Origin of the sequence: Vibrio sp. Hep-1b-8, from assembly GCF_006124995.1 — a bacterium.
Lineage (GTDB): Bacteria > Pseudomonadota > Gammaproteobacteria > Enterobacterales > Vibrionaceae > Vibrio.
Map to the genome: position 1 here is coordinate 102,509 of NZ_QEWN01000112.1, position 10,025 is coordinate 112,533.

Annotated in this window: 12 protein-coding genes and 2 pseudogenes; 11 read left to right on the forward strand and 3 right to left on the reverse strand. The window is 43.3% G+C overall.

Annotation, left to right across the window (positions count from 1 at the left end):
* Window positions 1-252: 252 nt before the first annotated feature.
* Window positions 253-1,536 carry a DEAD/DEAH box helicase gene (locus tag DA100_RS14115; RefSeq protein ID WP_138972731.1) on the forward strand — a complete coding sequence of 428 codons (1,284 nt, stop codon included), beginning with the start codon at window positions 253-255 and terminating at the stop codon, window positions 1,534-1,536.
* A 51-nt stretch (window positions 1,537-1,587) separates the two neighbouring features.
* Here the strand turns inward: DA100_RS14115 and DA100_RS14120 are convergent, their stop codons facing one another.
* The gene (locus DA100_RS14120; RefSeq protein WP_138972732.1) at window positions 1,588-2,049 is read right to left on the reverse strand and encodes a copper resistance protein NlpE; all 462 of its coding nucleotides are present in this window, start codon (window positions 2,047-2,049) and stop codon (window positions 1,588-1,590) included.
* A gap of 231 nt (window positions 2,050-2,280) precedes the next feature.
* Here DA100_RS14120 and DA100_RS21535 point away from each other — a divergent pair, with 231 nt between their 5' ends.
* The 3 genes from DA100_RS21535 (at window position 2,281) to DA100_RS14135 (ending at window position 4,176) form a co-directional block, all read left to right on the forward strand.
* Complete coding sequence (locus tag DA100_RS21535) at window positions 2,281-2,403, forward strand: hypothetical protein (RefSeq protein WP_276608345.1); 123 nt, start codon at window positions 2,281-2,283, stop codon at window positions 2,401-2,403.
* Between the two features lie 104 nt (window positions 2,404-2,507).
* A complete protein-coding gene (locus DA100_RS14130; protein ID WP_138972733.1) occupies window positions 2,508-3,578 on the forward strand; it encodes a beta-eliminating lyase-related protein in 1,071 nt (356 codons plus the stop codon).
* A gap of 58 nt (window positions 3,579-3,636) precedes the next feature.
* Window positions 3,637-4,176 (forward strand): isochorismatase family protein, encoded by a 540-nt coding sequence (locus tag DA100_RS14135; protein ID WP_138972734.1) that lies wholly within the window; start codon window positions 3,637-3,639, stop codon window positions 4,174-4,176.
* A gap of 17 nt (window positions 4,177-4,193) precedes the next feature.
* On the opposite strand, the gene DA100_RS14140 is transcribed toward DA100_RS14135, so the two are convergent.
* Complete coding sequence (locus tag DA100_RS14140; protein ID WP_138972735.1) at window positions 4,194-5,135, reverse strand: LysR substrate-binding domain-containing protein; 942 nt, start codon at window positions 5,133-5,135, stop codon at window positions 4,194-4,196.
* 91 nt (window positions 5,136-5,226) lie between these two features.
* Between DA100_RS14140 and DA100_RS14145 the strand changes: the two genes are divergently transcribed.
* Window positions 5,227-6,153, forward strand: coding sequence for a DMT family transporter (locus tag DA100_RS14145; protein ID WP_240800925.1), 927 nt, complete (start codon window positions 5,227-5,229; stop codon window positions 6,151-6,153).
* A gap of 62 nt (window positions 6,154-6,215) precedes the next feature.
* Here the strand turns inward: DA100_RS14145 and DA100_RS21360 are convergent.
* Window positions 6,216-6,335: pseudogene (locus DA100_RS21360) on the reverse strand (LysR family transcriptional regulator); the annotation flags it as partial.
* 78 nt (window positions 6,336-6,413) lie between these two features.
* Between DA100_RS21360 and DA100_RS14155 the strand changes: the two are divergent.
* From DA100_RS14155 to DA100_RS14175, 6 genes and pseudogenes are all read left to right on the forward strand, one after another.
* Window positions 6,414-6,970: pseudogene (locus tag DA100_RS14155) on the forward strand (MBL fold metallo-hydrolase); the annotation flags it as partial.
* Window positions 6,964-7,140, forward strand: coding sequence for a hypothetical protein (locus DA100_RS21005; protein ID WP_171052222.1), 177 nt, complete (start codon window positions 6,964-6,966; stop codon window positions 7,138-7,140). The pseudogene DA100_RS14155 and the gene DA100_RS21005, both read left to right, overlap by 7 nt.
* A gap of 216 nt (window positions 7,141-7,356) precedes the next feature.
* A complete protein-coding gene (locus DA100_RS14160; protein WP_138972736.1) occupies window positions 7,357-7,617 on the forward strand; it encodes a DUF5062 family protein in 261 nt (86 codons plus the stop codon).
* 312 nt (window positions 7,618-7,929) lie between these two features.
* Complete coding sequence (locus tag DA100_RS14165) at window positions 7,930-8,562, forward strand: hypothetical protein (protein WP_138972737.1); 633 nt, start codon at window positions 7,930-7,932, stop codon at window positions 8,560-8,562.
* Entirely contained in the window at window positions 8,546-8,938 is a 393-nt protein-coding gene (locus tag DA100_RS14170; RefSeq protein ID WP_138972738.1) for a hypothetical protein, read from the forward strand. Before DA100_RS14165 ends, DA100_RS14170 begins: the two co-directional genes overlap by 17 nt.
* 619 nt (window positions 8,939-9,557) lie before the next feature.
* A partial coding sequence (locus DA100_RS14175; RefSeq protein ID WP_171052223.1) for a winged helix-turn-helix domain-containing protein occupies window positions 9,558-10,025 on the forward strand: 468 nt, incomplete at its 3' end.

Here is a 10,025-nt window from a genome sequence, read left to right on the forward strand (position 1 = left end):
TTCCCTTGATTATTATAGCGTGATGCTAGGTTAGACGTGGTTATGGAGGGGGGGGCGGGGTAAAGAGAAATCGTCACAAAGTTGCTCTTTTGGGGACTATCAGGCTGTTCAATAATGGCGAGAACGTCGTCAAATGAGGAGTTATTTAGGCTAATTTCACATTTACACTCCCATCTCGGCGTTAATGCTCTATAATCAGCGACCGTAATTTGGGTTACGCTTTAAATTTGTCGTTAGCTTTAGGAACAAGATATGTCATTTGCATCACAAAACTTTTCTCCAGAAATCGTGAAAGCTCTTACTGAGTGTGGGTATGAGAAACTCACTCCAGTTCAGCAACAAGCGATTCCTTTAGCTCGCCGTGGACATGACATTCTAGCTAACGCACAAACGGGTACGGGTAAAACAGCCGCGTTTGCTTTGCCTATCGTTCAGAATATCCTTGATAGTGCCAAATCCGCTAATCGCCACCAAACGCGTGCCGTTATTTTAACGCCGACACGCGAACTGGCAGAACAGGTTGCGACAAACATCCAAGATTACACAAAGTACACCGACATCAAGACCGTTGCGATCTTTGGTGGCAAGAAAATGGCAACGCAGCAAAAAGCCCTTGAAGCGGGTGTAGATGTGCTTGTTGCTACGCCGGGTCGTCTGATTGAGCATATTGAACTCAATAACGTTTCTTTGGCTAACCTAGAGTACCTAGTATTCGATGAAGCTGACCGTATGTTAGACATGGGTTTTATCGCTTCGATCGAAAAGATCATGGCTGGCGTCACCACTAAACCTCAGACTATGCTTTTCTCTGCAACTTTCTCAGCGCAGATGAACAAGCTGGCAGGCCAAATTCTGCGTCAACCAAAACGCGTTTCTGTTGCTCGAGAGAACGTGACCGCTGACACCATTGCGCATGTTGTTTACCCTGTAGAGCAAGAGCGCAAGCGAGAGCTATTGTCGGAGCTTATTGGCCGTAAGAACTGGAAGCAGGTGCTGGTTTTTGTTAACTACAAAGAGACGGCAAACGAGCTACTTAAAGAGCTGAAGCTTGATGGTATTAAAGCCGTGCTTTGTCATGGTGACAAAGCGCAGAGTGCTCGTCGCCGTGCGCTGGAAGAATTCAAAACCGGTAAGGCTCGCGTGATGATCGCGACGGACGTTGCAGCCCGTGGCCTTGATATTCAGAACTTACCTCATGTTGTGAACTTTGATATGCCATTTTTGGCTGAAGATTATGTTCACCGCATTGGCCGTACGGGTCGTGCTGGCCAGCGTGGTAATGCGGTATCGTTCGTTAACCGTGAAGAAGAGCTAACACTTCAACAGGTGGAAACCTTAATTGGTCAACGTATCTACCGTAAAGAGCTAGAAGGTTATGAGCCAAAGAACCGCGACGCTCTAATAGAAAAAATGCACACTAAACCTGCATTTAAAAACCGTAAAACCCGTACTAACAATCCAAGTGATGCCAGCCAGGGTGAAGCGGAGCGCCGCTCACGTCTACGCCGAATGATTCGCAACAAAAATGGTAAATAGTAAAAAAGGAGCCTTTCGGGCTCCTTTTTTGATCTGAGTGCGAGGCTATCGCTACTGTTTGCGTAACTGATAACTCTCAGCCAGCTCACCTTTAACACGTTCGCCATTCATATCGAGCTTGAACAAGACATTCTCACCAACGAAGTATTGATTTGCGCCACTTTCACTTTCTAGGGTCACGGTATTGCCTTTGTCATTCCAGTGGAATTGACCTTGCGACTCGATATATCCATCTTCTTTACCTAGATAGGTCTGCGTTGCAGTGTAACTTCCATCATGATTCAAAGTAATATGAGTCTCGATGCCACTACAGTCAGCACAAGGTAAAATACCGACATAAGTTCCGTTCCAGTCTAATGCGTTGCTTGCTGTGTGCGCGCTATCTGCTGGCGCATCTAGGATGATTTCTGCTTGAGCTTGAGCAACAGGTTGAGTCGCCTGTGGTGGTTGTTCGTCTTGGCAACCAGCCAGCACAAATAGGGTAACAGTTAATAGAAATAGAGCCTTTTTCATATTCAGTTCCTTTACCTACGGGGGAGTGTGTCTATCATATCTCTCCACCGATCCTACTCGTCAATAGCAGGTGAGATTTCCGTTAAGGTTGTTTGGCGTTCTGGTCAGTTTCTTGTCCGAGTGACGTGGGTATTGCATCAGCGTCGTCTCAGTGGCGTTAGCAAATGTTTTCCCAGCACATTAATCAGCGCCCTGTGACAATCAAGCTGCCGCCCAAAAATGTTCAGACAGATGGGACTTCATTGGTTGACCAAGCAGCACTATTTACGTTGGTTTAACCTGACCATGGCCTTGCTGCTGGTGGTGTCAATTGTGCCAGTAATCCGAGGTGTGATTGAACAAATTATCGCGTGAGAAGCGGTTCACCCGTTGAGCATCAAGCTCCTGCTCTGGAAAGATTTACAGTTAAACTCGAACGCGTTAGATTGCCACTGGCATGACAATCTATGGAAAGAAAAATGAGCATCCATCTAAAACAGCTATGTACAACCCATTTACCTGGAAACAAAGAAGATTCGCCGGCAGTCCATTTTTCTAAAATGGCGCAGTGGTGTGAACAGCATAATGTTGCCCACGATGTTTACGGTGAAGGTGAAACTATACAGGCTTTCGAGCAAAAAGTGGCCGACCTACTGGGTTACGAAGCAGGTCTATTTGTTATCACCGGTACTATGACCCAACCGACAGTACTTGAGTTAGTGACCAGACAGAAACGCAATCCGATTGTTGCGATGCACCCTTCAAGCCATATTTATGTTCATGAAAGGCAGGGCTACCAGCTGCAAAACCGATTCAACATCTTGCCAGTAGGGAATGAGTTCAAGCCGTGGAAGCTTGAAGATCTTCAGGCCTGGCCAGATGAAATCGCTGCGGTTTTGTACGAACTGCCAATGCGAGAGATTGGCGGGCAATTACCATCATGGCAAGAGCTCGAACGTATTAAGCAACACTGCGCGGAGAACAACATCCATCTACACATGGATGGGGCGCGTCTTTGGGAGACGGCCGCTTATTACCAAAAAGAGTATCAGCAGATTGCTCAAGGCTTTGATACGGCGTATGTCTCTCTTTATAAGGGCATCAATGGATTAGGTGGTTCGATGCTACTAGGTTCAAAGGCGTTTATTCAACTTGCCTCGATGTGGATGAAGCGACAAGGTGGCAATGTTTACCATAGAACGCCTTACGTGGTGTCAGCCGCTATGCAATTCGATGAGAGACTGGTTCGGCTCCCTTCTCTGTTTGAGCGTACCAAACAGGTCTATGAAATCATTGCTGAGTTTCCAACTTTGGCGGTGAATCCTCCCAAGCCACAATCGAATATGTTACACCTGATATTACCGTTTAGCTTTGAACAGGCTCAGGCGTTACAACAGGCGTTTGCAACTGATCGAGGCATTTGGTTTGGGAATCCTCAAGTGACTTCTCACCCGAATCAGTCGCTTATCGAGTGGTATGTCGGTGATAACCTTCTTGAGATCAGTGATGATGAACTGCGGGCGTTTTTCGCAGAGTTGACGGCAAATTAATCATCTTGGAGTCGGGAGTTTTCGACGCGACTAACGCACCGCTTACTTTGGAGAGAGCATGCTAGACAGAGACAATACCGGATTGATCATCGTCGATGTTCAAGGGAAGTTAGCCAGTTTGGTTGATGAATCTGAGGCGCTGGTAAAAAACTGTGTCACCTTGATTCAAGGTGCTCAAATCTTAGATTTGCCTATTGTCTGGCTTGAGCAAAATCCGACCAAACTAGGTGATACGGTAGAGGCGATAAGCCAGCATTTGCAAGGTGCGTCGCCTATAAGTAAATACACATTTGATGCTTGCTCACAGCCTCAGTTTATTCAAGCTATTCGCAGTGCCAATGTCGGCACTTGGCTAGTGTGTGGTATTGAAGCGCATATCTGTGTGTACCAAACAGTATTAAGCCTTTCCCAACGGGATTATGATGTACAGCTCGTGACAGACTGTGTTTCGTCTCGAAATCCCCAACACAAGCAATTGAGCATCAGAAAATTACAGCATAAAGGAATAGATATCACATGCGTTGAAATGTGCCTTTATGAATTAGTTAAAGATTGCCGTAGTGATGAGTTCAAACAGATTTTGCAACTGATCAAGTAACCGCAAACTGAGCGGTGTTAATCGATGTGAGGTTCTGGTATCGCTCTCTGGTGCTCGCTTCGCGACTCGTCAAACTCTTTACAAACCCATGATTTCAGCTTCATGACATTGTCATTGCGAAGTTTCTCTGGTCGACACACAAAGAAAAACTCTTGATGAGGATTAGTGACAGGCTTGCCGATCTCCACTAAAAAGCCATGCTTGATCTCATCTCTCACAAATAGGCGGTGAGTAACGAAAACCCCCAACTTTTGTATGGCGGCCTGAATAGCATGGACAGAGACCATGAAGTTCAAATTGTTGTGCTGCTTAGGGGCGGGGACGTTATTTCCCTGACACCAGACACTCCAGTCATTTTTCCTTCGCAAGTTTTGTGCATAGATAGCGGGGTAGTGCTGCAACAATTGCGCTGCGCTTGGTTTGGGTTGAGATGAATCGAGCAGTTGGGGGCTACAAACCAAAAGAAGCTCATCATCGCCAAGTTTTTCACAGTAATAATCTTGCCATTCATCCGTTTTTCCATGAATGATGGCGACATCAACACCTTCTTGAGTCAGATTAAAAGGGCCAGCTAGATTAGACAGGCGAATATCGACATTGGGAGCAAAATGTTGGAAGTTATTCACTCTTGGAACCCACCAATGAATCGCCAATGAGTTGATCATATTTAAAGTGATTTGATGGGAGTGCGGTTTTTGGGTTACCGCGTCCGTTGCATCGACGATCGTCTTTAAGGCAGGGGCAATGTCATTGTAGTACTTTTGACCAATCGGATTGAGACGAACTTGCCTGCCTATACGCTGAAACAACGGCTGCCCGATAAGTGACTCTAGGCTTTTGATTGCCTGACTGATCGCAGAGTGGCTGACACTAAGTACCTCAGCAGCCTTAGTCATGCTACCGGTGTCAGCAACGGCGATAAAAGCGTAAAGAGACTTAAGAGGTGGTCGTTTGTTCATGTGTAAGTTTATCTAACATGTTTGTTTAAATATATTCGTTTTTTAAGCCCTTGTCATTCCTTTACTATAGGCACGCCTATAGGGAGGAATCATGTTGATAAATAACCTTGCTGTACCTTATATGCTCGTTTCAACCTTTAGTTTGTCGTTAACGGGTTTAGCTTTAAAAAAACTAACAGAAATATTGAGCCTTGAATGGCTGACATTTCTCAGATTTATTTTGCCGACATTGCTCCTGTTTGCTTTGGTCGCTGCAACAAAAATTCGTTTGCCTCCTCCGGCTCTGTTGAAGCCGATCGTGATTAGAGGTATGTGCATTGCGGCATGCCAACTCTGTTTTATAGCATCACTCAACCGATTGACACTCGTGGAAAGCTCTGTGCTGTTTGGTACAGGGCCACTCTTTATTGCTGTGTTGGAGAAGATCTTTTTTAAGGTCAAGATTAAGACCGAAACCAAATTTAGCTTAGCAGCCACGTTTGCTGGTGTCGTGTTGCTCGCTGGTGATGTCAGCGGCATTCAATTAAGTCCTGAGTTGCTGATTGGATTAGCCTCTGGGCTATTTAGTGCAGGCTCCCAAGTCTGTCTATTTCGTGCCAGTAAAAAGGAGGTAACGCCGGCACTGCTTAACAGTTGGACATTTTTGATCGCGGCGATAAGCGTATTGCCACTGTGTCTTGTGTCGGGGCTGTCAAAGGTCGACGTTTCAATCGTATTAGAACCACAACACAACTCGCTTGTTTGGGCGTATTTATTGGTTCTCTCATTGGTTGTGGTTGCCAATCAAATCTTGCGCTCTAAAGCCTATAAGTTGGCAGATAGCAATTCACAAGTGGCACCGTTGATATTTACTAGCTTGCTGTTCACCGCTCTGTGGCAGGCGATGTTTTTTGATGAAAGTTTCTCAACCTATCAGATCGCGGGCATCGCAATCATTATAGTGGCAACCATCATGAATAATTTTGCGACGCCGTTGTTCCGATGCCTTGGTGTTAGTCGCATCTTTGGCCGCAGTTGATGATGGTGCGCTTAGTGGACGCCCCAGCAATGGCGCTAGCCCCACCACTGCTTAGCAGAGAATTACCAGCGAGGCTGAGCAAAATAGTCTGCTAGATAATCGATTAGTGCTCGAACAGCGGGTCTCATGTGCTTTCTTGAGGAGTAAAGTGCATACACCGTCATGTCGTCTGGCTTCCAGTCGTGGCGACGTCAACAAAGACTTTGGCTGCGGTGAGTTTGTCCATTTATATGCTCGAAATAAGAAATAATCATGTTCAGTTTGGTGACAGTGAAGCAATGGTCGTGGATACCGGTTTTACCAAAGCGGATGCAATGCGCATTGCGGCAAAAGTGCTTGATAGTGGAAAAGAGCTCAAAACTATCTTTATTAGTCAGGCTGATCCTGATTATTACTTTGGTGCGGAAGTCTTACATGGGCTATTTCCAGAAGCGAAAATTCTAACGACACCAGCTGTTAAAAAAGTAATCGAGACAAAGCTGTATTAGGTAACGTCTCCGTATATGGCATGGTTCACCTTTGGATGGCAGATGCACAGTCGGATGAGAGTCAGCAAGCGTGGCAGGAACAATTAACGGAGATCCAGCAATTAAATCCGGCCCTCGTGATTCCTGGTCATATGAAAACGGGCACTCAGCTTGATGCCTCGACAATTGCTTACACTCAAGCGTATTTGAGCGATTTTCAGCGTGCAAAGAGCACCAGTCGTAACAGTGATCAACTGATTGACAAAATGTCTGCAAACTATCCGGATGCGCAGCTTCCGATGGCTCTCGACATTGGAGCAAAAGTGCATATGGGTGAAATGAAATGGTAACGGAGTTTCAAAAGCCAAGGCAGGCACTTCGCAAGTCTCAAGGTCGTTTATTAACGAACTCTGCAAGCAGTGATGAGATGTTTGAGCGCATTGATACCAACCATGACGAGTTCATTGATATGAACGAGTTCCAATCACACAGAGGTTTTATGCGATCTTCAGATCAATAAGTTCCTCACTGTAAGAGAGGTAACATATGTTACCTCTCTCTGAATATCGACTGCGGACATTCGTTTTTCACGGCTCATGAGCAGCGAGAGCATGATAATGTCGTTTGATGGCGTCTTTACAATTTAAAGTCCTTTTTCAAATTGAGATCTTAGTGGCTAAGATAAATATTCAACTTGGTATACTCACACAAAGAATCGTAACGAGAGTGTGATGATATGTCTAAAACAGCAAAGCTCCAGAACGAAGATAAGCTAGTAAAGAAGGCGTTAGAAATTGGCGAGAAGATGGCCAAAATGCAAGGCTTTGACTTACCCAGTACGCCACAGCCTGTCAGGGTGAAGGCCATCTACTTGTTCTTAGTTGATGCAAAGCAAATTGCACCACTACCAGATAACAAACTGGATGGTGCTAGTATCAAACACCGATTGGCGATGTGGATTCATAAAGCACTACCTGATAATGACCCACTGAAGTAATTCCCTCTATGCAAAAGCAAAAAGGATGGAGTGAGCGTTGGGTACAAATATACGAATGGCTTCTATTGGTCAGTATTTATTTCCTTTATTATTGTAGGTAAAGTCTGAAATTTAGCCTAATTAATTATCGGGATACATACGGTAGGATATTAACGGTACTTTATCTTGATAAAAGAATATCCGCTATAAGCGGAGCGATGTGTTTTATTGAATCGACCAAGCAATAAGGCTTATAGTCGGGCTAAACAATCTGAAAAATAATTAGTGGAACTGTAATTAAGTCGCTCGTTGAGGTGTAAAAACAGTTCTGTTATGTATTTATTTTTTGGATATTGTGCTTTTGGGTTAATTGACCATTTAAGACGCTACTTACCATCAATATTATGTTTTGGTAGAGTGGTGATTGGTCAATCAGGTGTTACAATTGGGCGAGGTTTAGATTTAGGAAATCCACCCACAGGAGCGACGGGACAATCACCTGCTAAGTTGGACTTAAAAGCGCTATTTCAAGAGGAGGAATTAATCCCTGAATTATCGGATTGGTTACTCAGTGTCGAAGGGGTTAAAAGAGCAAGTGCCCTAGAGTCTCTTGATAGTTCAGGGTTGACTGATGATGAACTGACAATAACACGTAAACAACAACACTTAATGTTTAATGATGTTTATGATTATATGGAAGAAAAGACTCGCATCTTGCTGACTAAGCCAGATGTTAAAGCCAAATTTGGAGTGGTTGATTGGGATAACTTACCTCGTAATGTTAAGGATGTTTTAGTCGACTTGACATATCGAGGCGATAACAGCCCTAGAACAAGGGAAGGTTTTGTTCCTGCATTGGTTGATTTTGAGCTTCTCATTTTTAAAGAGAAAGTTATGGATGTCAATAATACCTTGTGGCGTGGTGTTGATTTGAATAGGAGAGAAAGACGTGAAAAATATTTATAAGAGCATGTTTTGTTACCTGCTTGTTTTTTCAAATATAACGCTTGCTAGCAATAATCTTCCTAATAGTTTAGAAATTAGAGAGTTAAAGCAAAATTATGACAATAGAACTGGTAACACTGGGGAGCTTATAGCTTATATCCCAATTAAAAGGCCTTGTTTAAACGTTTTGTCTGGAGAAAAATATAAAGAATTTTGCTTTATTGATTCTACGACTGAAGATTTAAGTAAGAGTGATGGAGCTGGTTTTTTCATTACACTTACAAACCTTTCAAATGAGAGAGTTTCTTTTGAATACCATACACTGTGGTATTCAAAAAAGTGTAAGTATTACATATATAAAGAAAAGCCGACCTGTGATGAGCCTTACACTAATTAATACAATTAACTTAAATTTCATGGTGTAAGACGATTCATACGCTTAACGCAAAAACTCACTTTTTAGTGATATTTAACCTAACACAATAATGACCGTTGTTACTGAACTTCTTATTCACGATTAGATTGTCTCGATAACATACCAAAGATTACACCTTTGCTATCTCAGTAAGATATTAAAGGTTTCTGTGATGTATCGAGGTGATCACAGCCCTAGAGCAAGGGAAGGGTTTGGAGCTAATTTTGAGTAACATCATCTGCCAAGTTGGACTTAAATGATTACCAAATTTTTTATTACGCTCTGAAAGAATTAGATAACATTCCGCCAGAAATTTTGAAACTGAGGTTAAAGTGATTAATTTGTAATGGTTTTTTGTTTATATTGCATAAGTTTTCAAATAATCGCGATGGGTGAGTCTAGTGCAAATTGGATTTTCGAAAAGCAAAATCAATGTGAAATAAAGATAAGTTCCTTAAAGAAGGATATACAAATCAATGCTGATAATCTAACTAAAGGTAACTATAACGAGGCTATCGTTTCTAGTCTGATTTTAACTAAGTATACCCCTGATCATTGAAAATGCTTGATTTTATTTAGAATCAGGATCATGCTACGAACCATGAAAATTACACTGACTCCTCAGCAGAAACTGCAACTCGAACAAATGCACGATTCTACTCGTGATGGTCGAGTGCGTGACCGTATTAAAGCAGTATTGCTTACCACAGAGGGGTGGAGTCAGACCATGATTTCTCAAGCTCTTCGCATTCATGAATCAACCGTTGCACGCCACCTTAGTGACTACGTTCTTTCTGAAAAACTTAAGCCTGAAAATGGCGGAAGCCAAAGCAAGCTTTCTGCTACTCAAACCATGCACCTAATCGAGCATTTGACTGAGAAAACCTATTCTCACACTCATCAAATTGTCGCCTACGTTAAAGAGGCATTTGGACTTGATTATACGGTCTCTGGTATGAACAAATGGCTTCACCACAATGGCTTTAGCTACAAGCAACCGAAAGGCGTTCCACACAAGTTTGATAAAGCAAAACAGCAAGCATTCATAGAGGCTTATGAAGCTCTAAAG

Excerpts from the sequence above, each read along its gene's own strand:
- DA100_RS14115 (WP_138972731.1), top strand. The coding sequence starts at position 253 with ATGTCATTTGCATCACAAAACTTTTCTCCAGAAATCGTGAAAGCTCTT.
- DA100_RS14120 (WP_138972732.1), bottom strand. The coding sequence starts at position 2,049 with ATGAAAAAGGCTCTATTTCTATTAACTGTTACCCTATTTGTGCTGGCT.
- DA100_RS21535 (WP_276608345.1), top strand. The coding sequence starts at position 2,281 with ATGGGACTTCATTGGTTGACCAAGCAGCACTATTTACGTTGGTTTAAC.
- DA100_RS14130 (WP_138972733.1), top strand. The coding sequence starts at position 2,508 with ATGAGCATCCATCTAAAACAGCTATGTACAACCCATTTACCTGGAAAC.
- DA100_RS14135 (WP_138972734.1), top strand. The coding sequence starts at position 3,637 with ATGCTAGACAGAGACAATACCGGATTGATCATCGTCGATGTTCAAGGG.
- DA100_RS14140 (WP_138972735.1), bottom strand. The coding sequence starts at position 5,135 with ATGAACAAACGACCACCTCTTAAGTCTCTTTACGCTTTTATCGCCGTT.
- DA100_RS14145 (WP_240800925.1), top strand. The coding sequence starts at position 5,227 with ATGTTGATAAATAACCTTGCTGTACCTTATATGCTCGTTTCAACCTTT.
- DA100_RS21005 (WP_171052222.1), top strand. The coding sequence starts at position 6,964 with ATGGTAACGGAGTTTCAAAAGCCAAGGCAGGCACTTCGCAAGTCTCAA.
- DA100_RS14160 (WP_138972736.1), top strand. The coding sequence starts at position 7,357 with ATGTCTAAAACAGCAAAGCTCCAGAACGAAGATAAGCTAGTAAAGAAG.
- DA100_RS14165 (WP_138972737.1), top strand. The coding sequence starts at position 7,930 with ATGTATTTATTTTTTGGATATTGTGCTTTTGGGTTAATTGACCATTTA.